This is a genomic window from Cellulomonas sp. JZ18 (assembly GCF_009720485.1).
Classification (GTDB): Bacteria; Actinomycetota; Actinomycetes; order Actinomycetales; family Cellulomonadaceae; genus Cellulomonas.
In genome coordinates this window covers 650,868-673,874 of sequence record NZ_CP045245.1, presented here as the reverse complement: position 1 = coordinate 673,874, position 23,007 = coordinate 650,868, and the positions used below count along the sequence as shown (strand labels likewise).

At 76.9% G+C, this 23,007-nt stretch carries 24 protein-coding genes and 2 riboswitches; of the genes, 13 read left to right on the top strand and 11 right to left on the bottom strand.

What is annotated here, in order from left to right; genetic code table 11:
• The first annotated feature begins 58 nt into the window (after nucleotides 1-58).
• The 4 genes from GC089_RS03040 (at nucleotide 59) to GC089_RS03025 (ending at nucleotide 3,624) form a co-directional block, all read left to right on the top strand.
• Nucleotides 59-1,456 (top strand): 3-oxoacyl-ACP reductase, encoded by a 1,398-nt coding sequence (locus tag GC089_RS03040; protein WP_155376426.1) that lies wholly within the window; start codon nucleotides 59-61, stop codon nucleotides 1,454-1,456.
• Nucleotides 1,453-2,409, top strand: a complete 957-nt coding sequence (locus GC089_RS03035) for a MaoC/PaaZ C-terminal domain-containing protein (protein WP_155376425.1) — start codon at nucleotides 1,453-1,455, stop codon at nucleotides 2,407-2,409. The genes GC089_RS03040 and GC089_RS03035 overlap by 4 nt, the downstream gene beginning before the upstream one ends.
• Nucleotides 2,410-2,629: 220 nt before the next feature.
• Complete coding sequence (locus tag GC089_RS03030) at nucleotides 2,630-2,959, top strand: four-helix bundle copper-binding protein (protein ID WP_155378900.1); 330 nt, start codon at nucleotides 2,630-2,632, stop codon at nucleotides 2,957-2,959.
• Between the two features lie 62 nt (nucleotides 2,960-3,021).
• Entirely contained in the window at nucleotides 3,022-3,624 is a 603-nt protein-coding gene (locus GC089_RS03025; RefSeq protein ID WP_155376424.1) for a pentapeptide repeat-containing protein, read from the top strand.
• Between the two features lie 27 nt (nucleotides 3,625-3,651).
• On the opposite strand, the gene GC089_RS18325 is transcribed toward GC089_RS03025, so the two are convergent.
• Both GC089_RS18325 and GC089_RS03020 read right to left on the bottom strand, forming a co-directional pair.
• Nucleotides 3,652-3,828: a hypothetical protein gene (locus tag GC089_RS18325; protein ID WP_196250940.1), complete on the bottom strand. Its 177-nt coding sequence runs from the start codon at nucleotides 3,826-3,828 to the stop codon at nucleotides 3,652-3,654.
• 543 nt (nucleotides 3,829-4,371) lie between these two features.
• On the bottom strand, nucleotides 4,372-4,977 hold the full coding sequence (locus tag GC089_RS03020; protein WP_230685024.1) for a GNAT family N-acetyltransferase: 606 nt from the start codon (nucleotides 4,975-4,977) through the stop codon (nucleotides 4,372-4,374).
• A gap of 71 nt (nucleotides 4,978-5,048) precedes the next feature.
• Here GC089_RS03020 and GC089_RS03015 point away from each other — a divergent pair, with 71 nt between their 5' ends.
• Nucleotides 5,049-5,516 (top strand): DUF2867 domain-containing protein, encoded by a 468-nt coding sequence (locus GC089_RS03015; RefSeq protein ID WP_155376423.1) that lies wholly within the window; start codon nucleotides 5,049-5,051, stop codon nucleotides 5,514-5,516.
• A gap of 42 nt (nucleotides 5,517-5,558) precedes the next feature.
• Here GC089_RS03015 and GC089_RS03010 read toward each other — a convergent pair whose 3' ends face one another.
• Complete coding sequence (locus GC089_RS03010; protein ID WP_155376422.1) at nucleotides 5,559-7,001, bottom strand: aminotransferase class V-fold PLP-dependent enzyme; 1,443 nt, start codon at nucleotides 6,999-7,001, stop codon at nucleotides 5,559-5,561.
• A gap of 31 nt (nucleotides 7,002-7,032) precedes the next feature.
• A riboswitch (SAM riboswitch) is annotated at nucleotides 7,033-7,146 on the bottom strand.
• Between the two features lie 245 nt (nucleotides 7,147-7,391).
• Nucleotides 7,392-7,493: riboswitch (SAM riboswitch) on the top strand.
• A gap of 5 nt (nucleotides 7,494-7,498) precedes the next feature.
• Here GC089_RS03010 and GC089_RS03005 point away from each other — a divergent pair.
• Together GC089_RS03005 and GC089_RS03000 are read left to right on the top strand one after the other, a co-directional pair.
• A complete protein-coding gene (locus tag GC089_RS03005) occupies nucleotides 7,499-7,942 on the top strand; it encodes a rhodanese-like domain-containing protein (protein WP_155376421.1) in 444 nt (147 codons plus the stop codon).
• Nucleotides 7,939-9,195 carry an O-succinylhomoserine sulfhydrylase gene (locus tag GC089_RS03000; protein WP_155376420.1) on the top strand — a complete coding sequence of 419 codons (1,257 nt, stop codon included), beginning with the start codon at nucleotides 7,939-7,941 and terminating at the stop codon, nucleotides 9,193-9,195. Before GC089_RS03005 ends, GC089_RS03000 begins: the two co-directional genes overlap by 4 nt.
• Nucleotides 9,196-9,268: 73 nt before the next feature.
• Here the strand turns inward: GC089_RS03000 and GC089_RS02995 are convergent, their stop codons facing one another.
• On the bottom strand, nucleotides 9,269-10,000 hold the full coding sequence (locus GC089_RS02995) for a MerR family transcriptional regulator (RefSeq protein WP_196250800.1): 732 nt from the start codon (nucleotides 9,998-10,000) through the stop codon (nucleotides 9,269-9,271).
• Nucleotides 10,001-10,179: 179 nt separating this feature from the next.
• Between GC089_RS02995 and GC089_RS02990 the strand changes: the two genes are divergently transcribed.
• The gene (locus tag GC089_RS02990) at nucleotides 10,180-12,459 is read left to right on the top strand and encodes an excinuclease ABC subunit UvrA (RefSeq protein ID WP_155376418.1); all 2,280 of its coding nucleotides are present in this window, start codon (nucleotides 10,180-10,182) and stop codon (nucleotides 12,457-12,459) included.
• A 107-nt stretch (nucleotides 12,460-12,566) separates the two neighbouring features.
• On the opposite strand, the gene GC089_RS02985 is transcribed toward GC089_RS02990, so the two are convergent.
• Entirely contained in the window at nucleotides 12,567-13,073 is a 507-nt protein-coding gene (locus GC089_RS02985; protein ID WP_155376417.1) for a pyridoxamine 5'-phosphate oxidase family protein, read from the bottom strand.
• Between the two features lie 118 nt (nucleotides 13,074-13,191).
• Nucleotides 13,192-13,737, bottom strand: coding sequence for an LLM class flavin-dependent oxidoreductase (locus GC089_RS02980; protein ID WP_155376416.1), 546 nt, complete (start codon nucleotides 13,735-13,737; stop codon nucleotides 13,192-13,194).
• A 315-nt stretch (nucleotides 13,738-14,052) separates the two neighbouring features.
• Between GC089_RS02980 and GC089_RS02975 the strand changes: the two genes are divergently transcribed.
• From GC089_RS02975 to GC089_RS02955, 5 genes are read left to right on the top strand one after another with little or no spacing between them, the layout of a single operon-like run.
• Entirely contained in the window at nucleotides 14,053-14,934 is an 882-nt protein-coding gene (locus GC089_RS02975; RefSeq protein WP_155376415.1) for a hypothetical protein, read from the top strand.
• A complete protein-coding gene (locus GC089_RS02970) occupies nucleotides 14,931-15,812 on the top strand; it encodes a hypothetical protein (protein WP_155376414.1) in 882 nt (293 codons plus the stop codon). The genes GC089_RS02975 and GC089_RS02970 overlap by 4 nt, the downstream gene beginning before the upstream one ends.
• A 43-nt stretch (nucleotides 15,813-15,855) precedes the next feature.
• On the top strand, nucleotides 15,856-17,595 hold the full coding sequence (locus GC089_RS02965; protein WP_155376413.1) for a hypothetical protein: 1,740 nt from the start codon (nucleotides 15,856-15,858) through the stop codon (nucleotides 17,593-17,595).
• Nucleotides 17,592-18,446 (top strand): hypothetical protein, encoded by an 855-nt coding sequence (locus GC089_RS02960; protein ID WP_155376412.1) that lies wholly within the window; start codon nucleotides 17,592-17,594, stop codon nucleotides 18,444-18,446. The genes GC089_RS02965 and GC089_RS02960 overlap by 4 nt, the downstream gene beginning before the upstream one ends.
• Nucleotides 18,443-19,387: a hypothetical protein gene (locus GC089_RS02955; RefSeq protein ID WP_155376411.1), complete on the top strand. Its 945-nt coding sequence runs from the start codon at nucleotides 18,443-18,445 to the stop codon at nucleotides 19,385-19,387. The genes GC089_RS02960 and GC089_RS02955 overlap by 4 nt, the downstream gene beginning before the upstream one ends.
• 3 nt (nucleotides 19,388-19,390) lie before the next feature.
• Here the strand turns inward: GC089_RS02955 and GC089_RS02950 are convergent, their stop codons facing one another.
• The 5 genes from GC089_RS02950 to GC089_RS02930 all read right to left on the bottom strand — a co-directional run bounded on the left by GC089_RS02950 (nucleotide 19,391) and on the right by GC089_RS02930 (nucleotide 22,938).
• Nucleotides 19,391-20,398, bottom strand: coding sequence for a GNAT family N-acetyltransferase (locus GC089_RS02950; protein ID WP_230685023.1), 1,008 nt, complete (start codon nucleotides 20,396-20,398; stop codon nucleotides 19,391-19,393).
• A gap of 5 nt (nucleotides 20,399-20,403) precedes the next feature.
• A complete protein-coding gene (gene purQ, locus GC089_RS02945; RefSeq protein WP_155376410.1) occupies nucleotides 20,404-21,099 on the bottom strand; it encodes a phosphoribosylformylglycinamidine synthase subunit PurQ in 696 nt (231 codons plus the stop codon).
• The gene (purS, locus tag GC089_RS02940) at nucleotides 21,099-21,386 is read right to left on the bottom strand and encodes a phosphoribosylformylglycinamidine synthase subunit PurS (protein ID WP_136518107.1); all 288 of its coding nucleotides are present in this window, start codon (nucleotides 21,384-21,386) and stop codon (nucleotides 21,099-21,101) included. Before purS ends, purQ begins: the two co-directional genes overlap by 1 nt.
• 113 nt (nucleotides 21,387-21,499) lie before the next feature.
• Complete coding sequence (locus tag GC089_RS02935; protein ID WP_155376409.1) at nucleotides 21,500-22,603, bottom strand: hypothetical protein; 1,104 nt, start codon at nucleotides 22,601-22,603, stop codon at nucleotides 21,500-21,502.
• The gene (locus GC089_RS02930; protein WP_230685022.1) at nucleotides 22,600-22,938 is read right to left on the bottom strand and encodes a PadR family transcriptional regulator; all 339 of its coding nucleotides are present in this window, start codon (nucleotides 22,936-22,938) and stop codon (nucleotides 22,600-22,602) included. Before GC089_RS02930 ends, GC089_RS02935 begins: the two co-directional genes overlap by 4 nt.
• Nucleotides 22,939-23,007 lie beyond the last annotated feature (69 nt).

The following is a 23,007-nucleotide window of genomic DNA, read 5'->3' as shown; positions in this document are numbered from 1 at the left end:
TCCCCTCCCGACGGCGCGGCGCGCACCCGCCGGCCCGGACCGACGCCAGGAGTGCCCCATGACCGACACGTACCTCGAGCTCGTCAACAGCGGGTTCACCAAGAAGCTCGCGCAGCAGCTCGGCCTGCCGCGACCCGCGCGCCTGCGCCGGTACACGCCCGGGCAGCCCCTGCTCGACGGCCCGGCGCTCGTGCTCGGCTCGGGCGCGGACGCCGACGCGGTCGCGACGCTGCTGTCGTCCCCCGCCGGCGGCCCCGCCGACCCGCGTCCCGACGACGCCCCCGTCGTGCTGGACGGGTGGGACCTGGAGGTGCACCGGCACCCGGCGCCGGACGTGCGGTACGCCGCCGTCGTGCTCGTCCTCACGGGCGTCGGGCACCCGGACGACCTCACGCCGCCGGTGCTCGCCGCGGCGTCGACGCTGAGGACGCTGCGGCCCGGGGCACGGGTCGTGACGATCTCGCGGCCGGCGCTGGACACCGACGCCCCCGCGGTCGCCGCCGCCCGGCAGGGCGTCGACGGGTTCCTGCGGTCGCTCGCGAAGGAGCTGCGCGCGGGCGCCACGGGCAACGGGCTCGTCGTCGCGGCGGACGTGCCGGTGACGGCCCCGAGCGTCGTCGCCGGCCTGCGGTTCTTCCTCTCGACCCGCTCCGCGTTCGTCGACGGGCAGCTGCTCGAGGTCGACTCGGACGCCGGCACGCTGCCGACGGACTGGGAGAAGCCGCTCACGGGCAAGGTCGCGGTCGTCACCGGCGCCGCCCGGGGCATCGGTGCCGCGATCGCCGACGTGCTCGCGCGCGACGGCGCGACCGTCGTGGCCGTGGACGTGCCGGCCGCCGGCGAGCAGCTGGCGCAGGTGGCCAACCGGGTCCGCGGCACCGCCCTCCAGCTCGACGTCACGGCGGCGGACGCCGGCGAGCGCATCCTCGAGCACGCGCGCACGCGGCACGGGCGCCTCGACGTCGTCGTGCACAACGCCGGCATCACGCGCGACAAGCTCCTGGCGAACATGTCCGACGACAAGTGGTCCTCGGTGCTGGCGGTCAACGTCGCCGCGCAGCTGCGCATCAACGAGGCGCTCCTGACCTCGGGCGACTTCGTCGACGCGCCGCGGATCGTCGCGCTCGCCTCGACGTCCGGCATCGCCGGCAACCGCGGGCAGACCAACTACGCGGCGAGCAAGGGCGGTGTCATCGGGATGGTGCGGGCCACCGCGCCCCTGCTGACGCCCTTCGGCGGCACCGCGAACGCCGTCGCGCCCGGGTTCATCGAGACGGACATGACCGCGCGCATCCCGGCGGTCACGCGGCAGGTCGCGCGGCGGCTCAACTCGCTGCAGCAGGGCGGGCTGCCGGTGGACGTCGCCGAGACGATCGCGTTCCTGGCCTCCCCGGCGGCCGGCGGCATCGTGGGGCGCACGCTGCGGGTGTGCGGGCAGAACATGGTGGGCCGGTGAGCCCGGTGGCCGAGGCGCACGAGGTCGTGCTGCCCGCCGTGCCGGGGCTCGGTGGGCTGTACGCGCGCGGCGCGGCCGGCGCGGCGCGGCTCGCCGTGGGCGGTGGGGGCAAGCGCGTGTCGCGCCCCCTGCCCGACGTCGTCTACGCGGTCCGCGACCTGCACGTCGACGCGTCCCACCTGACGGCCTACCAGCGTCTGCTCGGCGAGCCGGGGACGGACGCGCTGCCGGCGGGGTACGTGCACGTGCTCGCGTTCCCCGTCGCGACGGCCCTCATGGTCCGCGACGACTTCCCGCTCCCGCTGCTCGGCATGGTGCACCTGGCCAACCGGGTCGAGCAGCGTCGACCGCTGACGCTCGGGGAGGCTCTCGCGGTGCGGGCGCACGCCGAGGCGATGCGGCCGCACGCGCGCGGCACGCAGGTCGACCTCGTCGTGGAGGTGACCGGCGGTGCCGGGGGCGACGTCGCGTGGCGGGGCGTCTCGACGTACCTGGCGCCCGGGCTGCGTCTGGCGGACGACGGGCCGGCGGGCAGCGGGGACACGGGCAGCGGGGACGCCGACGGCGGGGACGGGCCGGCACGCGAGCGCGCCCCGTTCGTGCCGCCGCAGCCGACCGGCTCGTGGCGGCTCGACGCCGGCACCGGGCGCCGGTACGGGGCGGTGTCGGGCGACCGGAACCCCATCCACCTGTCGGCGCTGACCGCCAAGCCGTTCGGGTTCCCCCGCGCCATCGCGCACGGCATGTACACGGCGTCCCGGCTGCTCGCCGACGTCGGGCCGGTGCGCGGCGACGCGTTCACGTGGACGGTGGAGTTCGTCAAGCCGGTGCTGCTGCCGGGGACGGTCGCCGTGAGCACGCGCCCGGCGGCGGAGGGCGGCCACGACCTGGCCGCGTGGCACCCCCGCTCGGGCAAGCCGCACGTCCTGGGCCGGGTCGCCCCGCTCGCCTGACGCGCACGCGCCCGGCGGGCACGGACCCGGACGGGTGCGGGCGTGGCCGCCGCCGGGCGGGCGGCAGCGGGCCGTCCTACCGTGGCGAGGACGCCCGTCGTCCTCCGAGCCGGGGCACCGGCCGCGGCGGGCCGCGAGGAGGCACCGTGAGCAGCACGCGCCAGATGGTCGACACGTACCCCGGCGAGCCCTTCGCCCCGCGGACGAGCTCGTCGCCTGCATCGAGGCCTGCCTCGAGTGCGCCCAGACGTGCACCGCGTGCGCCGACGCGTGCCTCGGCGAGGAGCACGTCGCGGACCTGCGGGCCTGCATCCGCCTCGACGCGGACTGTGCCGACGTCTGCGCGGCGACGGCGGCCGTGCTCAGCCGTCAGACCGACCCGGACCTCAAGCTCGTCGCCGCGCTGCTGGAGGCGTGCGCGACCGCGTGCGGGCAGTGCGCCGAGGAGTGCGAGCAGCACGCGGGGATGCACGAGCACTGCCGCGTCTGCGCGCAGGCGTGCCGGCGGTGCGAGGCGGCCTGCCGCGCGCTGCTCGCGTCGATGGCCTGACCGCCCTGCGCGTCCGTCCGGGGCCTCGTGGCGTGTCGGTGGTCCGTGCCAGGCTCACCGGCGTGGACGCCACCGCCGACGACCTCGTCCCCGACGCCGACCTCGACGCCCTGACCTTCGCGGGCCTCGACCTGTCCGGCCGGGACGCGGCCGGTGCGCGGTTCCTCGAGTGCGACCTCACCGACTGCCGGGCCGACGGCCTGCGCCTGGACCACGCGCGCCTGCTCGACACGACGTGGACGCGCGTGCAGGCGGGGGACGTGCGCGCTGCGGGGTCCGCGTGGCGGGACGTGACGCTCACCGACGTGCGCCTCGGGGCGCTCGGCACGTCGGCCGCCGAGCTCGTCCGCGTCCGGGTGGTCGGCGGCAAGGTCGACTACCTGGACCTGCGGGGCGCGACCGTCGACGACCTGCGCCTGGAGCGCGTCACGCTCGGCGACCTGGACCTGTCGGGCGCGAGCGTGAGGAAGCTCGTCGTCGTCGACTGCGACGTCCGCCGCCTCGACACCTCGGACGCCCGGCTGCGCGACGTCGACCTGCGCGGCGCCCGCCTCAGCGGCGCCGTCGACGGCGTCGGGGGCCTGGCCGGCGCCACGATCAGCAGCGACCAGCTGCTCGACCTCGCGCCGCTGCTCGCCGCGCACCTGGGCCTGCGGGTGCGCTGACGCGGCGACGCCTCGCCGGGCACCGGGTCACGGCTCGCGGCGCTCCCGTCGCCGGACGCGGGCGTGCACCACGACGGCGACGACGCCGCACAGCGCCATGAGCCCGCCGCACACGCGGGTGAACGCCGACGCCGCCGGGAGGGTCAGGAGCAGCAGCCCGCACAGCGCGAGCACGCCGTTGAGGACGATCTGCGTGGTGCGCACCTGGCCTCCCGAGTCTGGACCCGACCCCACCTTCCGACCGCGGGCCGGCGCCCGCACCCTCACCAGCCTGCGAGGCGCAGCACCTGCGCCGCGACGTCCTCGGGGTGCGGTCGTCGGTGGGGACGCGGTGGACGCCGGGGCCCGCCTCCTGGTCCAGCCGGACCGCGGCGGCGTCGGACCGCCCGACGTGCACGACCAGCGACGCACCCCGCTCCCGGCGCGCGAGGCGCTCGTGGGCCGTGGTGTCGGAGGCCGTGAGCAGCACCGACGTCACGTGCGGTCGGTCGCCGACCGCCGCCGCGAGCACGTCCGCCTCGAGCACGCTGACCGTGTTCGTCACGACGAGCCGGCGGTAGCCGAGCGCCCGGTAGCGACGCCACACGTCCGCCAGGTTCGCGGCCGCGACGCCGTGCTCCCACGGCGCCGGGTGCGCGAGGTCGAGCGCGTCGCCCTCCACGACCGCGTGCCGCACGTCCCGGGCGGTGAGCAGGTCGTGCACCGCGGACGCCACGGTGGACCTGCCCACGCCGGAGCGTCCGCCGATCAGCAGCAGGTGCGTGCGGTCGTCCGGCACCGCCTCGCCGCCGAGCCGGGTGCGCAGGCGGTCCCGCACGCCCGGCCACTCGTCGGCCAGGACGGAGAAGTACATCGACGCGCCGCGCGACCCGTCGGGCCGCAGGCGGTGGTCGCGCAGCCGCCCTCGGGGACGGCCCCCAGCTTGGTCACCGCGGCGATCGACCTGTGGTTGCGCTCGTCGACGCGGTACGCGACGCGCACGACGCCCCACGTCTCGAACGCGTGCGTCATCAGCAGGAGCTTGCACGCCGGGTTCACCGTCGTCCCCCACACCGCGGGGTGGTACCAGGTGTGCCCGACCTCCAGGCGCCCGATCCGCAGGTCGACGTCGTAGAAGGACGTCGAGCCGAGGACCCGGCCGGTGGCGTCGTCCAGCACGGCGAACGCGTAGCGCCCCGGCGCGGTGAGCGCCGCCGCGACGTCCCGGGTCATGTCGGTGAGCGTGCGCGGCGTCGGGGACGACATGCCGCGCCAGACGGTCTCGTCGGTGAACGCGAGGAGGTCGGCCGCGTGCTCGTGCGCGAGCGGGACGAGGCGGACGCCGTGACCGGTGAGGACGATGTCGTGCTCCACGTCCGCAGGGTGGCACGCGTGCGCCGGCCGGCTCGGCGTCGTCTCAGGTGGCCCGCGCTAGCGTCGCCGCCGTGCAGCCCACCGACGCCCCGTCACCGCCCTGGTCCCTGGCCCTGCGCGACGTGCCCGCGCCCGACTTCGCCGACGCGGTCATCGCCCCGCTGCCCGCCGGCGCACCGACGGACCCGCAGACGTGGGCCCGCACGGTCTTCTCGCCCGCGGCCATGCCGCGGTGGGTGCTCGCCGCGCTGGCGGTGCGGCAGGCGCTCGTCCCGCTGCTGCGGATCCCGCCGGCCCCGCGGGACGCGTTCGCGGTCACGGAGGTGTCCGGTGACGAGGCGCTGATCGCGCACGACGACGTCCACCTCGACTTCCGGTGCGGCGTCGCCGTGGACGTGCCGGCCCGGCTCGTGCGCGTCACGACCGCGGTCCGTCTGCACGGGTGGCGGGGCCGGCTGTACTTCGGCGTCGTCCAGGTGGTGCACCCCGTGGTCGTGACCGCGATGCTGCGCCGGGCGGCGCGGCGGCTCGCGGGCTGAGGTCGCGAGCCGGCCGGGGCCGCCGCTCGCGGGGGGCGTGGCTCAGTCGTCGACGGCCGGTCCGCACGCGGCGGCCGCGGTCGCCGCGAGGTGGTCCAGGCCGCGCACCTCGACGAGGGGCCGCGGGTCGTCGACGACCGACCAGCAGCCGTCCACCACCTCGTACCCGGCGCCCGTGCCGCGCGCCACGAGCGCCGCCAGCGCCGTGACGAGCCGGTCGACGTGCTCCGCGGTGGTGCCGACGCCGATGGACGCGCGGACCGCCCCCTGGGACGCGCCGAGGTGCGCGAGCAGCGGGTGGGCGCAGAAGCGGCCGTCGCGCACGCCGATGCCGTGCTCGGCGGACAGGTAGGCGGCGACCAGGCCGGGGTTGAGGTCGCCCACGGTGAACGTGACGACGCCGACGGGGTCCGTCGAGTCCGGCCAGATGCGGGCGACGCGCACGCCGTCGATCGTCGCCAGCCCCTCGACGAGGCGGGTGCGCAGCGCCTGCTCGTGCGCCTCCAGCGCGCCGGCCGGCAGCTCGGCGAGCGTGTCGCACGCCTGCGCGAGGGCGATCGCGCCGATGACGTTCGGCGAGCCCGCCTCGTGCCGCGCCGGGGCCGGCTGCCACAGGGTGCGGTCCGCGCGCACGTCGCGCACCGCGCCGCCGCCGGCGAGGTACGGGGTCCCGGTGTCGAGCCAGTCCCGGCGGCCCACGAGCGCGCCCGCGCCGTAGGGGGCGTACGTCTTGTGCCCGGAGAACGCGACGTAGTCGACGCCCGTCGCCGCGAGCGAGAAGCCGCGGTGCGGCACCAGCTGCGCACCGTCGACCGCGACCCGGGTGCCGGTGGCGTGGGCGAGCGCGACGACCTCGGCCAGCGGGAGGGCCTCGCCGGTCACGTTCGACGCGCCGGTGAGCGCCAGCAGCGCGTAGGGCGTGCGCGCGAGCTCCTCGCGGAGCGCGGCCAGCGTCTGCGCGACGGTGGGCCGCAGCGCGAGCACGGTGGCCGTGCGGGTCTCGCCCGCGTGCGCACCCGTGCCGCGCTGCACCCAGGGCAGCAGGTTCGCGTGGTGCTCCACGTCGAGGACGAGCACGCGACCACCGTCCGGGACGACCCCGGCCAGGAGGTTGAGCGAGTCCGTCGTGTTGCGCGTGATGACGCAGACGTCGTCCTCGCGGGCACCGACGAAGCGGGCGACGGCCTGGCGGGACGCCTCGTAGAGGGCGGTGGAGACCTGCGAGAGGTAGCCCGCACCGCGGTGCACCGACGCGTACAGCGGCAGGACCTCGGCGACGCGGGCCGCGACGGACTCGAGCGCGGGCGCGCTCGCGGCGCAGTCGAGGTTCGCGTAGGTGCGGCTCGTGCCGTCCACGAGCGGGACGGTCGTCGAGGCGCCCACGACGGGCAGGAGGGGTCCGACGCCCGGCGCCGCGGCGACGGGGGCGGTGGCGGTGCCGGACACCTCGTCCGCACACGCGAGGAGCTCGGTGATCGTGGTCATGCGTACCTCCACTGCCGGAGGGACCCCGCGGGTCCCGCGCTTGCCGGCACCGGGCGGCGCGCGGCCAGGTCGTCACCCGGGGCACCCCACCGCGGAGGAGGGTTGCCGGCCAGCGAGCCGGGGCTTCGCGCTGGCGCTCATGACCTGCGTCGAGGATCGGCGTGCGCCGCGGCGGGTGTCAACGCGGACACGCCGTCCGTCTCTCGATCCGAGACGCCCCGTCTCACGACCCCGTCACCCGGACGGACCCGTCGCGCCGAGCGCGCCCGGTACCGGCCGAGCGCACCGGACATGACTGGCGCGCTCGCCCGACGAGTGGCGCGCTCGGCGGGGCGGCGCCGTCGTGAGACGCGCGGCCGCGCCCCTCCGCGTCCGGCGTAGCATCACCGGCGACCATCCAGAGCGGCCGAGAGATCTGGCTCGACGACGCCGCAGCAACCCGCGGGACCCGCACGGGCCCGGACGAGGGTGCTACCGCCAGACCGATGGGAGGACGCATGGCCGTGCAGCCACGCCCCGCCGCGGGGTACGCGGGCGACATCACGCCGACGCAGGCCTGGGAGCTGCTGCGCGAGGAGCCGGACGCCGTGCTCGTCGACGTGCGCACCGACGCCGAGTGGCGGTACGTCGGCGTGCCGGACCTGCGCGAGCTCGGCCGGCACGCCGCGCTCGTCGAGTGGGTCTCGTACCCGTCCGGGCGTCCCAACCCGCAGTTCCTCGACCAGCTCGCGGCTACCGGCGTGACGCCGGGCGACGGCCGGCCGGTCGTGTTCCTGTGCCGCTCGGGCCAGCGGTCGATCGGTGCCGCCCAGGCGGCCACCGCGGCGGGCTTCGGCCCGGCGTACAACGTGCTGGAGGGCTTCGAGGGCCCGACCGGCCCGGACGGCCACCGCGGGCACGAGGGCTGGCGCGCCGCCGGCCTGCCGTGGGTGCAGCCGTGAGCGCGCGCGTCCCGGGGCCCGGTGACTGGGACGACCACCGCACCGACCGCTCCACCCTGCGCCCCGACACCCTCGCGGTGCGCGGCGGGCTGGTCCGCAGCGGGTTCGGCGAGCTCTCCGAGGGCCTGTTCCTCACGCAGGGGTACGCGTACGCGTCCGCCGCGGAGGCCGAGGCGGGCTTCGCGGGCGAGGTCGACCGCTTCCTCTACTCCCGGTACGGGAACCCGACGGTCTCCACGTTCGAGGAGCGCCTGCGCCTGCTCGACGGCGCCGAGGCCGCGTACGCGACGGCGACCGGCATGTCCGCGGTGTTCACGACGCTCGCCGCGCTCGTGCGCCAGGGGTCGCGCGTGGTCGCGGCGCGCGCGCTGTTCGGCTCGTCGGTCGTCATCTTCGACGAGATCCTCGCGAAGTGGGGCGTGCGGACCGACTACGTCGACGGCCACGTGCCCGAGCAGTGGGAGGCCGCGCTCGCCACACCCGCCGACGTGGTGTTCTTCGAGACGCCGTCGAACCCCATGCAGGACCTGGTCGACATCGCCGCCGTCAGCCGCCTCGCGCACGCGGCCGGCGCCGTCGTCGTCGTCGACAACGTGTTCGCCACGCCCGTGTTCTCCCGGCCGCTGGAGCACGGCGCCGACGTCGTCGTGTACTCCGCGACCAAGCACATCGACGGGCAGGGCCGCGTGCTCGGCGGCGCGATCCTCGGGTCCGAGGGGTTCGTCCACGGCCCCGTGCAGACCCTCATCCGCAACACGGGACCGTCGCTGTCGCCGTTCAACGCCTGGGTCCTGCTCAAGGGCCTGGAGACGATGAGCGTGCGCGTGCGCCACCAGGCGGCGTCCGCGCTCGAGCTCGCGACGTGGCTCGAGCAGCACCCGGGCGTGGCGCGCGTGCGCTACCCGTTCCTTCCCTCGCACCCGCAGCACGACCTGGCCCGGGCGCAGCAGAGCGGCGGCGGCACGGTCGTGACGTTCGACCTCGCGGTGCCCGGCGACGCGAGCGCCGACGTGGCGAAGAAGGCGACGTTCGGCGTGCTCGACGCGCTGCGCGTGGTGGACATCTCGAACAACCTGGGCGACGCGAAGTCGATCGCGACGCACCCGGCCACGACGACGCACCGCAAGCTCGGCGCCGCCGGTCGGGCGGCGGTCGGCATCGGGGAGGCGACCGTGCGGCTCTCGGTCGGGCTGGAGGACGTCGAGGACCTGCGGGACGACCTCGAGCGGGGGCTGTCGACGCTGTCGCGCTGACGGGCTGCGTCGCGCCGGTCCGGGCGGCGAGGACGTGTCCCGGCACGGCCGCGGACGCTGGCGCCGGGGGTGCTCAGGCGGTCGGCGGCAGCACGCGGTGCAGCTGGGCGATCGCGGCGACGCGCGCGCGGGCGACCGCGTCGAGCACGTCGCGGCGCCGGTCGACGGCGGCGCGCAGCGTCGCGACGTCCGCGTGCGCCCGCAACGCGTCCAGCACCGGGCGGATCGCCTCCAGCGGGGCGCCGGTGCTGCGCAGCAGCTGCACCGCGCGGGCGTCCCGGACGTCGGCGTCGGAGTACCGGCGGTGCCCCGTCCGGGCGTCCCGCGCCGGACGGAGCAGGCCGGCGCCCTCCCAGACGCGCAGCGCCGACGTGCGGACGCCGAGCGCGTCGGCCACCTCGCCGACGGTCATGGTCGTCCCCGCCGCCTCGGACGCCGCGGCCGCGACGGCACCGGCGTCACCGGGGTCGTCGTCCGCGAGCTCGGCCAGCGCGCGCTCGAGGCGGTCGAGGCGCTGACGCTCGGCGTGCCACGCGGCGTGCGCGGCGTCGACCGCGGTGAAGGCGGACCGCAGCTCGCCCGCGTGCACCGCGCGCAGGACCCGCCGGGCCGTCTCGCCCCCGTACGCGGCCGCGAGCGCGCGGTAGGCGACGGCGAGGTCCGCGTGCCGGGCCGTCCACGCGCGGTACCCGTTCGCGGCCCGCGGCACCTCCCCCAGCACCCCGTACCCGGCGTACAGCCGCACCGCCTGGGCGGAGACGCCCGCGGCACGCGCGACGTCGACCGTGCGCCAGCCAGCGCCCACACCACCTCCCGGGAGTTGAGGGTCGGACGCGGACATCCCCTGGCCGCTTCTGCCGCAACCCTGCACGTGTACGTCAACCGTACGCTCGAAGCGTCCCCCGGCCGGCCGGGACCCGGTGACTCCGGGCTCCCCCGCCGGTCGGTACCGCCGTGCCGCCCACCCCGCCCCGAGGAGCAGCCGTGCCCGACGTCATCGCCATCCGCGGTGCCCGTGAGAACAACCTGCAGGACGTCGACCTCGACGTGCCCAAGCGCCGCCTCACCGTGTTCACCGGCGTGTCCGGCTCCGGCAAGTCGTCGATCGCGTTCGACACGATCGCCGCCGAGTCGCAGCGGCTGCTCAACGAGACCCACAGCGCGTTCGTGCAGAACTTCCTGCCGCAGAGCGCGCAGCCCGACGCCGACTCCCTGACCGGCCTCACCGCGTCGATCGTCGTCGACCAGGAGCCGATGGGCGGCAACGCCCGCTCCACCGTCGGCACCGTCACGGACGCCTACGCGATGCTCCGGCGCCTGTGGGCGCGCCTCGGGACGCCGAACCTCGGCACGCCGACCGCGTTCTCGTTCAACGACCCGCGCGGCTGGTGCCCGGGCTGCGAGGGCGTCGGGTCGGTCGCGGCGATCGACGAGGACGCGCTGGTCCACCCGGACAAGAGCCTGAACGAGGGCGCGATCGACTTCCCGAACTACCAGGTCGACGGGTGGTACTGGCGGATCTTCGTGAGCTCGGGCTTCTTCGACCCCGACGCGAAGATCTCCACGTACACCCCGGAGCAGCGCCGCATCCTCCTGCACGGGCCGGAGGGCAAGCCGCCGAAGGTCGACGCGGGCGGTGCGTCCTTCACGTACGAGGGCCTCATCACCAAGCTGCGCCGCTCGTACCTGACGAAGAACCCGGAGCAGCTGCAGCCGCACGTGCGGGCCGCGGTCGAGCGCATCTCGACGCGCGGCGCGTGCCCCGACTGCGGCGGCACGCGCCTGAGCGAGGCCGCGCGCACCAGCCTGGTCGGCGGTCGGTCCATCGCCGAGTGCACGGCCATGCAGGTCAGCGAGCTCGCGCGCTGGGTGCGCGACCTCGACGCCCCGGAGTACCGGCCCCTGCTCGACGACATCGCCGACCGGCTCGACGCGCTCGTGCACATCGGCCTCGGGTACCTGAGCCTCGCGCGCGAGAGCACGTCGCTGTCCGGCGGGGAGTCGCAGCGCGTGAAGATGGTGCGTCACCTGGGCTCGGCGCTGACGGACGTCACGTACGTCTTCGACGAGCCGAGCACGGGCCTGCACCCGCACGACGTGCACCGCATGAACGAGCTGCTGCGCGCGCTCACCGACAAGGGCAACACCGTGCTGGTGGTGGAGCACAAGCCCGAGGTCATCGAGATCGCGGACCACGTGGTCGACGTCGGCCCGGGCGCGGGTGCGGCGGGCGGCCGCGTCGTCTACGAGGGCGACGTCGCCGGCCTGCTCACGTCGGGGACGGTCACGGGCGAGCACATGGCGCGCCACCAGCCGCTGAAGACCGACCCGCGCACGCCAGCGGGGTCGCTCACCGTCGCGCACGCGACGCTGCACAACCTGCGCGACGTCACGGTGGAGATCCCGACCGGCGTGCTCGTCGCGGTCACCGGCGTCGCGGGCTCCGGCAAGAGCTCGCTCGTGCGCGGCGTCCTGCCGCGCCAGCATCCGCACGCGGTCGTCGTCGACCAGGCGACCACGCGCGGCTCGCGCCGCTCCAACCCCGCCACGTTCACCGGCATGGCGGACCTCGTCCGCAAGGCGTTCGCCAAGGCGAACGGCGTCAAGCCGGCGCTGTTCAGCGCGAACTCCGAGGGCGCGTGCCCGGCCTGCAACGGCCTGGGCATCATCTACACCGACCTCGGGACGCTCGAGCCGATGAAGAGCCCGTGCGAGACCTGCGGCGGGCGCCGGTTCACCGACGAGGTGCTCGGCTACACCCTGCGCGGCCGGTCCATCGCGGACGTGCTGGAGATGTCGGTGGCCGACGCCCGCGAGTTCTTCACGGAGCGGTCGGAGAAGGCGATCGCCGCGACGCTCGCCGCCCTCGACGACGTCGGCATCGGCTACGTCACGCTCGGCCAGCCGCTGTCGACGCTGTCCGGCGGGGAGCGCCAGCGGCTCAAGCTCGCGATCGAGCTCGGCTCCCCCGCCGACCTCTACGTGCTCGACGAGCCGACCAGCGGCCTGCACATGGCGGACGTCGACCGGCTCATCGGCCTGCTCGACCGGTTCGTCGACGCGGGCTCCACCGTCGTCGTGATCGAGCACAACCTCGACGTGATCTCGCGCGCCGACCACGTGCTCGACATGGGGCCGGGTGCGGGGTCCGAGGGCGGGACCGTCGTGTTCGCCGGACCGCCCGCGGACCTCGTCGCGGTGGAGGCGTCGCTCACCGGGCGCGCGCTCGCCGCTCGGCACGGGCTGGTCGGCGCGCCGGCCTGACGTCGCCCGGTCGCGGTGCCCGGCCCCGCCGGGCCGGGCACCGCGCGGTCGTCAGACCCGGTCGACGGGACCCGGTCGACCGGCTCGGGTCGGTCGGCTGAGGTCGGTCAGCTGAGGTCGACCTCGGCGTTCTCCCCGCCGTCGTACCGCTCGCCGCGCACCTTCGCCTTGACGAGGCTGATCGCCGTCGCGAGCCGGCCGCCCGGCGACTCCCAGTACTCCGCGCTCTCGGCCTCGAGCTTGATCAGGGCCACGCCGGGCGTCGTCGGGCCGTCGGGGAACCACGCCTCCGCGGCCGGGCCCCACAGCTCCTCGATCTTCGCCTGGTCGCGCACGACCTCGGCCGTGCCCGACACCGACACCCAGTGCGTCGACCCGGCGAACGCCGCGTTGGCCGGGCCGCCGCCACGGACCTCGTCGGTCTTGTGGCTGTCGGCCTCGGTGAAGAACCACAGGTCGCCGTCGAAGTCGACGTCCTGCACGGCCATCGGCCGGCTCACGAGCGCGCCCGACGGGTCCACGGTCGTCAGCATCGCGATCCGGACGTCCTTGATGAGCTCGGCGACCTTCCTGACGCCCTCGTCCCGGTCGAGGTGCTGCGGTTCGTGCGCCATGGTGCCTCCCGTCCGCTCCGGCACCCGGGTGGCGCCGTCCCGGCCACGCTAGGCAGGCCGCCCGGCCACCGCACCCGCAGCCCCGCAGGCCGCGCCCGGTGCACGGGCGACGGCGGGGTCAGCCGGCGGACGCGGCCGCCGCGACCGCGGGGGCGTGCGCGGCGGACGCGCCGACGAGCGCGAGGGCGACCGCGTCGACGCCCGTGCGCGCGGCGAGGGCGGCGGCCTCGGCGACCAGCCGGGTCACCGGCGCGACGAGCCACGTCGCGGTCGCGGCCCAGGTCGCGCCGGAGAACGCCTCGGCGTACGCGATCCGCTCGCGGCGTCGTGCGGCGTCGTCCTCGTCGGCGGCGACCACCGCGTCGACCTCGAGCACGAGCCGGACGTCGGAACGAGCACGGCCGACGGCGTGCACCCCGTCCTCGAGCACCGCGACGAGCGCGCGGACGGACGCCGGCGTCGGCAGCGCCGCGGAGTGGACGAGGCGGACGACGTCGGCGCGGGAGGCGGCGAGGGCCACCCCGGTCCCGGTCAGGGTGGCGGCGTCGAGACGCAGCTCGACGGCACCGGGAGCGGGGGCCGCACCGGCGACCTCCACGCGGGAGGAGGCGGGAGCGGCGGGGACGTGCGGGGCGCGGGTGCGCGCGAGAACGGGCTGGGCCACGGGAGGAGGTCCTCGGGTCGTGCCGGGTGCGCGACGAGGGCCGGTCGGCCGCGGGCGCGCGGGGTCGTCAGCTCAGCGACAACACACCCGGGACCAGGACACGGCCGAGAGGTTAGCCCCGGCGGTGCCGCCACGGCCAGCCCCGACCACGCACCGGGATGGCAGCGGTCCCGACGGTCGGACGGGAGCGGGTGAAACCGTCGCCCGGTATTCCCCGATTCGCCCGGACCCGCCACGCTGGACCCACCGGACGACGGCAGGGGGCGCCATGCGACGGAGCAGGACGACGACGGCTGCGCCGAGCGGGCCCGACCGGTGACGCGGCGACGCCCCCGCGCGGCGGCGCTGGTCGTCGCGCTGGTGGCGGCGGTGGCCGGCACGGCCTCGCCGGCCGAGGGCGCACCGCCCGCCGCCGCACCCGCGCAGCCGGTCACCTCTCCCGTCACGGTGTGCAGCGGCGTCCGTGACGCACCCGTGCTCGTCGCCGGCGACCTGCTCGTCGACGGGCAATGCGTCCTCGGGTACACGGCGGTGCTCGGCGAGATCCGCACGACGCCGGGCAGCCGGCTCTTCCTCAACGGCGCCGGGCGGACGGACGGCGACGTGCACCTCGCCCCCGGCGCCATCGCGGCCCTGACCGGCGTGCACGTCGGCGGCGGCATCCACCTCGACGACGTCGACCGGCTGTACCTCACCACGGGCTCCGTCGCCCGCAGCATCCGGGGTCGGGCGGCGCGGGTCGAGATCGAGCGCACGCGCGTCGGCGGGGCGCTCAACGTCGCGGTGCCCGAGGCGACGACCCTCACCGGCGTGCGGCTCGTCGGCGCCGAGGTCGGCGGCTGGGTCAACCTCTACGGGGGCACGCAGGACGTCGCCGTCTCGACCCTGCGCCGCGGGCTCACGATGTCGTGGGCGCGCCGGGCAGCGGTGTGCGGGACGTCCGTGCTCGCCGACGTCACCGTCCGCCGCGCGCGCGGCCCCGTGCACGTGAGCGGCGCACCCTGGCTCCCTCCGTGCTCGCCGGGCACGCCCCCGGTCCGCAACGCCTTCGGCGCGAACCTGCTCCTGCACGAGAACGGGCCGGACGTGCGCGTCGACGGCACCGACGTCGCCGGGGACCTCGACTGCCGGGGCGCCACCACGCCCGTCGTCGGCGACGTGACCGTCGGCGGCGCCCGGCTCGGGCGGTGCGCGTGAGCGCCCGGACGCGCACCGTGCGCCGCGGGGCGGTGGCCGCGGTGCTCGCGCTGCTGGCCGGTCTGCTCGCCGTCCCCGCCGCGGCGGCACCCGCCCCCGCGCAGCCGCCGGCCGTCGTGTGCGACGACTCCCTGGACCTCGTCGTCCACACCGTCGTCCCGGGCGACCTGCGTGTCGAGCCGGGCTGCGACGCCGTCTCCCGCCTGACCGTGCTCGGCGACCTGCACATCGGCGCCGACGTCGTCACCAGGGTCTACTTCTCGCGCGTCCTCGGCGACGTCCACATCGGTCCGCGCACGCGCGCCGAGCTGACCCTCGAGATCGCGGGTGGCGTCCACCTCGACCGGCCCCGGCTGGTGACGCTCTCCGGGGACGTGGGACGCAGCGTGCGCGGCCTCGCGCACGACCTCCTCCTGCACGACGTACGGGTGGCCGGGGCGGTCAACGTGTCGACGCCCGGCACCGACGGGGCGGGCTTCCTGACGGTGCGCCGGGCGGAGGTCGGCGGGTGGCTCAACCGGCAGGGTGGGCACGTGCTGCTGCACCAGGCGTGGCTGCGCCGCGGGGTGACGGTGCGCTGGGCGCGGTCGGTCGTCGTGTCGGAGGTCCGGGCCGAGGACGACGTCACGGTCGCGGGCACCGGCGGCAGCGTGCACGTCGGCGACCTCTGGTACCAGCCCGTCGAGCCGCACTGGGACCGGACGCGCACGCCCGCGCGCAGCACGCTGCTCGGCGACGTGCTGCTCGAGCGCAACCGCGGGCTCGTCGTCCTCGGGACCACGGACGTGGGCGGCGGCGTGGACTGCCGTGCCAACCACCGCACGGCGGTCCTGGACGACGTCTCGGTGGCCGGGGCGCGGACGGGGCAGTGCGCCTGACCGTCCCGCGGGGACTTGTGCAGGACCGACGCAAGGGGGAGTCGTGCTGAGGACGAGGACACGCGCGGCGGTGCTCGCCGCGCTGACGGGGCTGCTGCTGACGGCGGGTGCGCCCGCGCCGGGGGCGGCCGACGCACCGCCGGCGCCGCCGGGCGGGCCGACGTCCCCGGCGGTCGCGGCGGCGCCCGCGCTGACGTGCACGGCCGAGAACGCCGGCGCTCTGCAGGGCACCACCGTGCGGGGCGACGTGTACCTGACGGAGGGCTGCGACCTGTACGAGACGTGGGTGCAGGGGGACGTGCACGTGGGCCCGCACTCCGGCGGCTGGGAGGGCGGCGCCGACGTGTACCTGTGGGACACGCGCGTCGACGGGGACGTGCACGTCGCCGACGGCGTCCTGTTCACCGCGCGCTACTCGCAGATCGGCGGCGACGTCCGCTTCACCGACCCCGTGTGGGCACGCGTCGACGGGACGGTCGGCGGCGACGTCGTCGGCACGGCGTCCGAGATCGGCATCGGCGCGCGGGTGGGCGGCCTCGTCGACGTGCGCCTGCCCGTGCGGACGAGCGAGAACCCGGACCCGGGGTTCCGGATGCACGACGCGGAGGTGCAGGGCCCGGTGACGGTCGTCGGCGGGACCGCGGAGGTCGCCAACTCCTGGCTGCACGACGCGCTGACGCTCAGCGACGTGCACGGGGTCGTCGTCGCCGAGACGCGCGTCGAGCAGGACGTGGTGGTCGAGGACACCCGGGGCGCGGTGCACCTCGGCGACGTGCACGAGGTGGAGGTCGACGGCCCGCCCGAGTGGCTCGACGACGGGCAGCAGGAGCAGAGCCCGTACGGCGGCGACCTCACGGTGCGCGGTGCAGCGGGGTCCGTGACGGTCGGGCACGTCGACGTGGCGGGCGACCTCGTCTGCGCGGACAACGCGGCGCCCCCGGCCGTGCAGGGCTCGGTCCGGGTCGGCGGCGCCCGCACCGGGCAGTGCGCGGACGCGCCCCCGCCCGAGCCCGCCCCCGCGCCGGTGCCCGACCCGTTCGTCTGCGCGGACGCGCGACCGCCCACGGTCGTGCCCGGGGACCTCGTGGTGACCGGGAGCTGCGACGTGCGGGCGCTGACCGTCCTCGGCGACGTGCACGTGCAGACCACCGACTTCATGTCCTTCGGCGGCCGCATCGCCGGCGACCTGCACCTCGGGCCGGGTGCACGCGCGGAGGTGCTCGCCGGCACGATCGGCGGCGGCGTGCACCTCGACCGCGTCGCGACGCTGGACCTGAGGGGCACCGTCGGGCGGAGCGTGCGGGGCAAGGGCACGGACGTGCGGCTGCGCCGGGTCGACGTGTCGGGTGCGGTCAACGTGGCCGCTCCCGAGGGCGTGCCCGGGGCACGGCTGGTCCTGCAGCAGGCGCGCGGCGGCGGCTGGGTCAACGTGCACGGCGGCACGCCGCAGGTCGTCGACGCCGAGCTCTCCCGCGGCCTGACGACGTCCTGGGCGCGCGCCGTGCACGTCTGCGGCACCCGCGTGCTCGCCGACGTCACCGTCCTGGGCACGCAGGGCGCCGTCCGCATCGGCGGTCGTCCGACGGCCGGGGGCTGCGCGGGCGACGGCACCGCGGTCCCCAACGTCCTCGGCGCCGGGCTCGTCCTCGACCGCAACCGGAGCCGACCGGTCGTGCGCGCGACGTCCGTCGCGGGGGACCTCGACTGCCGGGACAACTCGGGACGTCCGACCGTCGGCCCCGACGCGACCGTCGGTGGCGCCCGCCTGGGCCAGTGCGCGTGAGGCGGGCGGTCTCGCTCGCCCTCGCCGCCGCGCTGCTGGTGCTGCTGCCGGTCGGGCCTGCCCACGCCGCACCCCGCGCCGCACCACCCGGCGCCGCGGTGTGCGCCGCGGGCGTCACCCCGCCCGTCCTCGTCCCCGGTGACGTGGTCGTGCTCGACGGCTGCCGGCTGCCCTACACGATCGTGCTGGGCGACATGCACGTCCTCGCGACGGGCGGGCGGACGTCCGTGTCGCAGGGGCGCGTCGGCGGGGACGTGCGCGTGGTGCCCGGCGGGTTCCTGCAGATGACCGGCACCGACGTCGCCGGCGGGGTGGTGCTCGACCGGGCGCTGTACGCGTGGATGACCGACGTGACGGTCGCCCGCAGCGTGCGGGGGACGGCGCAGTGGACGTCGCTGCAGTACTCGCGGGTGCACGGCGCGGTGAACCTCGCGACGCCGCGCACCACCCCGGAGCGGCGCCTGACGCTGCGCGGCACGTGGGTGGGCGGGTGGGTCAACCTGCACACCGGACGCGTGCTCGCCGTGGGGCTCACCGCCGCGCGCGGGCTCACGCTCTCGTGGGTCGAGCACGCGGCCGTCTGCGGCTCGCAGGTGGCCGGGGACGTCACCGTCCGGCACCCGCGCGGCGCCGTCCGGGTCGGCGGACGGGCCGACGACGGCACGTGCGTGCGCTCGTCCGACGACCCGCTCGGCGCCGTGGGCGGGTCGCTGCTCGTGCTGGACGCCGCGAAGCCGGTCGTGCTGCACCGCCTCGACGTCGCCGGCGACCTCGTGTGCGAGCGCACACCGGTGCCCGTGCGCACGACCGGGCTGCACGTGGCCGGCGAGCGGAGGGGGACGTGCGCATGAGCGGAGGGAGAGGCCGCAGCCGTGCGGCGGTCGTCCTCGCGGTCGCGGCGGCGGTGGCGACGGCGGCGGTGGCGGCGGTGGCACCGCCGGCGGCCGGCGCGGCACCCGCGGGCGCCGCCGCGCCGGCGGTGGTCGGTCCCGGCGGCGTGCCGCGGGCGGTCCCCGTGACGCGGTGCACCGGCTACGACGCGCTGCCCCCGCACACGGTCGTCCCGGGCGACCTGCACGTCGTCGGGTACTGCGTCACCCGCCAGGTGCGCGTGCTGGGGGACGTCGTGGTGCACGCGAGCTACTCGTGGGGAGCCACCGGGGGACGCGTCCACGGCGACGTCGTCGTCCGGCGCGGCGCCGCGGTCGCCCTGGGCTCCGCCCACGTGGACGGCGGGATCGTCCTCGAGGAGGCGCAGTCCCTGCAGGCCACCGGCGAGGTCGCGCGCAGCGTGCGGGGGAAGGCCGACCAGGTGGTGCTGCGGGACGTGCGCGTCGGGGGCGCCGTCAACGTCGCCGTGCCGGAGCGGGTCGTCGAGCAGGGCCTGTACGTGCGGCGCGCGGAGGTGGGCGGCTGGGTCAACGTGCACGGCGGCCGGGTGGACGTCGGGCAGTCCTACCTGCACCGGGGCCTGACGGTGTCGTGGGCGCGGTCGACGGTGGTCTCGGAGGCGGTCGTGCTCGCGGACGTCACCGTGCGGCACGCCCGCGGGCCCGTCGACGTCGGGCACCTCGCCTGGGTCGACGACCACGAGAGCCGCGCCGAGTGGGACCCGGACCTGCCGCCGACCCGCAGCGTGCACGGCGGGGACCTGCTCCTGCTCGACAACGACGGCCCGGTCGTCGTCGGCGACACGGACGTCGCGGGCGACCTGGAGTGCCGCGGCAACCGGGGAGCCGTGCGCGTCGAGGCGGTCACGGTCGGCGGGACCCGCACGGGTCAGTGCGCCTGAGGGTCAGAGCGGGCGCGCGAACCAGAGCACGTCGGGCGTCGACGACCAGTCGACGGCGGGACGCACCGGTCGGTAGCCGAGCGCGAGGTACAGCGTGACCGACGTCGGCGGCCGCACGCCGGTGGCGAGGACGGCGGCCGTGCAGCCCGCGGCCCGCGCGGCGTCGTGAGCGGCCGTGACCAGCGCCCGCCCCACGCCCCGGCCGCGCAGCGCGGGCACCACGTACAGGTGCTCCACCTCGGCCCACCCGTCGGGCCACGGCGCGGGCGCCCGGCGCACCGCCACGCACCCGACCGCCGCGCCGTCGCGGCGCGCGACGAGCGTCGTGAGGACGCCCTGCCCGGCGTCCGCGTCGGAGCGGGCCGGAACCGCGTCGTCGGGACCGTGGGCGCGGTCCGCGGGGCCCCGCGCGGCCGGCTCGGCCACCAGGGCACGGCGCAGGGCGACGGCCTCCGGGTCCTCCCACGCGACCGGCACGACGGCGACGTCGACCGGGACCGCCGTCGCCGGCGCGCCCGGACCGTCCCCGCCGAGCTCCTTCGCGAAGCAGCGGGAGTCGGGGGCGTCCGCGTACTCGGCCCAGCGCGGCACCGGCCGGTACCCCGCGGACAGGTACAGGCCGATCGCCTCCGGCTGCAGGACCCCGGTCTCGAGCGCGAGGCGGCGGAACCCGCGCCCACGGGCCGCCTCCTCGAGCGCGTCGAGGACGCGTCGCGAGAGGCCGCGCCCGCGCCAGCCGGGACGCACGTACATGCGCTTGAGCTCCCCCGTCCCCGGTCCGAGGTCGCGCGTCCCGTCGCGCAGCGCCCCGCACGCCACGGGCTCGCCGTCGACGCGCAGCACGAGCATCGCGGCGATCTCCTCGCCCGTCATGTCGTGCCCGATGTCGTCCTCGCCGTACCGCTCGCGCAGCTCGGCCTGCTGGGCGTCACGCAGTGCGCGGGCGTCCGGGTCGTCCCAGGCGACGACGTCGACGCGCACCGACGTCGTCGCGTCGACGTCGCCGGCCACGGGCGTCAGCCGACGAGCGCGCGCAGCACCGACGTGAAGAACCGCAGGCCGTCCGTGCCGCTGCGCGGGCCCTGCGCGGCGTCGGGGCCGAAGCCGGGCTCGACCGCGTGCTCGGGGTGCGGCATGAGGCCGACGACGTTGCCCGCGGCGTTCGTGATGCCGGCGATGTCGCGGCGCGAGCCGTTCGGGTTGCCGCCCTGGTAGCGGAACACGACCCGGCCCTCGCCCTCGAGCTCGTCGAGGGTGCGCTCGTCGGCGACGTACTGGCCGTCCTGGTTCTTCAGCGGGATCGTGATGTCCTCGCCGCGCTCGAACTCGCGCGTCCAGGCGGTGTCGCTGTTCTCGACCGTGAGCACCTGCTCCCGGCACAGGAAGTGCAGGCTCTCGTTCTTGATCATCGAGCCCGGCAGCAGGTGCGCCTCGGTGAGGACCTGGAAGCCGTTGCAGATGCCGAGCACGGGCAGGCCCTTGCCGGCGGCCTCGACGACCTCGCCCATGACGGGCGCGAACCGGCTGATCGCCCCGGCCCGCAGGTAGTCGCCGTAGGAGAACCCACCCGGCAGCACGACCGCGTCGACGCCCTTGAGGTCGGCGTCCGCGTGCCACAGCGCGACGGGCTCGCCGCCGGCCAGGCGCACGGCACGGGCCGCGTCGCGGTCGTCGAGCGTCCCGGGGAACGTGACGACGCCGATGCGGGTCATCAGGCCAGACCCTGGCTCGCCACCGTCGCGGCGGCGTCGGCCTCGATGTCGGCGACGCGGACGACGTCCTCGATCACCGGGTTGGACAGGACCTGCTCGGCGGCGGCCGCGGCGGCCTCGAGCACCTCGGGCGTCACCGGCCCGTCCACCTCGAGCTCGAACCGCTTGCCCTGGCGCACGGACGTGAACTGCCCGAAGCCCAGGCGCGGCAGCGCACCGGCCACGGCCTTGCCCTGCGGGTCGAGGATCTCCGGCTTCGGCATCACGTCGACGACGACTCGTCCCACGGGTGCTCCCTGGTTCGCGACGGTGGGGGGTCCCTCCGATCCTACGGCCCGTCGGGGGCAGGACCGACGGGCCGTCCGCGGACGGCGGCGGGGAGCGCCGCGCAGGCCGTCCCTCACGCGTCCGACAGCACGCCGCCGTCGGTCCCGCGCGCCGCGGGCGGCACGAGGACCAGCCCCGGACGCGGGAGGTCGAGCGGCGGGCGGCGCCCCGTCGCGAGGGCGCGCAGGACGTCGACGCCGGCGAGACGGCGCCGGGTCCGCAGCCACCCACGCAACCACAGGAGCACCGGCGCGCCGGCCGCGCCCGCCGCCAGGGCGACCGTCGCCACGACCGCCCGCTCGTCACCGGCGGCGAGGGTGGTCGCCGCGAGGCCGACGACGGCCGCCGCGCCGAGTGGCGCAGCCGCGAGCGCACCCGTCGTCGGGAGCACCATGCGGCGCCCCGGCTGCGGGACGAGCCCGTCCAGCAGCGGCGCCCGGCGTCGGGCCCGTCGCAGCGCGACCGGCCCCAGTGCGGCACCGCACGCGACGGTCACCGCGGTGCCCGCCCCCAGGCCGCCGCCGGCCGCGGCGACGACGAGGCACGCGGCCGAGCCGAGGGCGAGGACGACGAGGGCACGCACGGCGGCCTCGACCGCCGGCAGGGCCTGGGCGCGGTCGCGCAGCACCTCCGCGCGGCGCGCGTCCCCCGGCTGCAGGCGCTCGCCCGCGCTCGGCAGGAGGTGCCGCTCGGCGTCGCGGCGCCGGTACGCGGCGTCGCACGCGGAGGCGGTCGCGGCGAAGGCGAGGAGGAACGTGAGCACCCCGAGCACGTCGTGCGTCGCGTCGGCCGTGGCCACGAGCATCGCGAGCATCGGCGTCGACCCGAGGAGGCGCCACCACCCGGCCCACAGCGGACGCCACGGGTCGGTCAGGTCGGCCCGCACCCATGCGCGGTAGCGAGCGGGCACCGGGCGGGCGAGGAAGCGGTAGCCGAGGACGACGCGCAGGGGCGGCCGCCGGCGGCGGCGCGTCGCCAGCCCGGACCACAGCAGCGGCAGACCGGCACGCGCGCCGACGCGCCGCGCCCCCGGTGCCGCGAGGTCGGCCAGCAGGGACGTGACCTCGTCGGCGCGCTCCTCCCGCCAGTCCCGCGGGTAGGCGACGAGCCAGCGCCGCGCGGAGCGCGCGAAGCGGGGGTCGACCCCGGGCAGCGGCGTCGCCGCGGGCCGGCTCACCAGGCACCTCCCGCGGCGGGACGGCCGACCGGCCCAACGACCCGGCTCGCGCGGCGCGCCAGCGCGGCGAGCCGCTCGGTGTGCGCGGTGACCGCCTCGCGCCCCTGACCCGTCAGGCGGTAGTACCGGCGCAGCCGCCCGTCGACGACCTCCTCGCCCGCGGCCTCGGTCCAGCCCGCGGCCACGAGGCGGTCGAGCACGCCGTACAGCGTGCCCGCCCCGAGGCGGACCTCCCCGTCCGACAGCTCGCGCACCGCCTGGACGATGCCGTAGCCGTGCCGTGGCTCCTCCGCGAGGGCGAGGAGCACCAGGTAGCTCTGCTCGGTCAGGCGCACGGTCGATATATATCGCGTCACGATGCATGGCCGCCAGCCCCCGCGCACACGTCGGTGCCCGTGGCTACG

What these genes read in the sequence shown, in the direction of transcription:
- GC089_RS03040 (WP_155376426.1), top strand. Translation starts at nt 59, where the DNA reads ATGACCGACACGTACCTCGAGCTCGTCAACAGCGGGTTCACCAAGAAG.
- GC089_RS03010 (WP_155376422.1), bottom strand. Translation starts at nt 7,001, where the DNA reads ATGACCACGATCACCGAGCTCCTCGCGTGTGCGGACGAGGTGTCCGGC.
- GC089_RS03005 (WP_155376421.1), top strand. Translation starts at nt 7,499, where the DNA reads ATGGCCGTGCAGCCACGCCCCGCCGCGGGGTACGCGGGCGACATCACG.
- GC089_RS02985 (WP_155376417.1), bottom strand. Translation starts at nt 13,073, where the DNA reads ATGGCGCACGAACCGCAGCACCTCGACCGGGACGAGGGCGTCAGGAAG.
- GC089_RS02955 (WP_155376411.1), top strand. Translation starts at nt 18,443, where the DNA reads ATGAGCGGAGGGAGAGGCCGCAGCCGTGCGGCGGTCGTCCTCGCGGTC.
- purQ (WP_155376410.1), bottom strand. Translation starts at nt 21,099, where the DNA reads ATGACCCGCATCGGCGTCGTCACGTTCCCCGGGACGCTCGACGACCGC.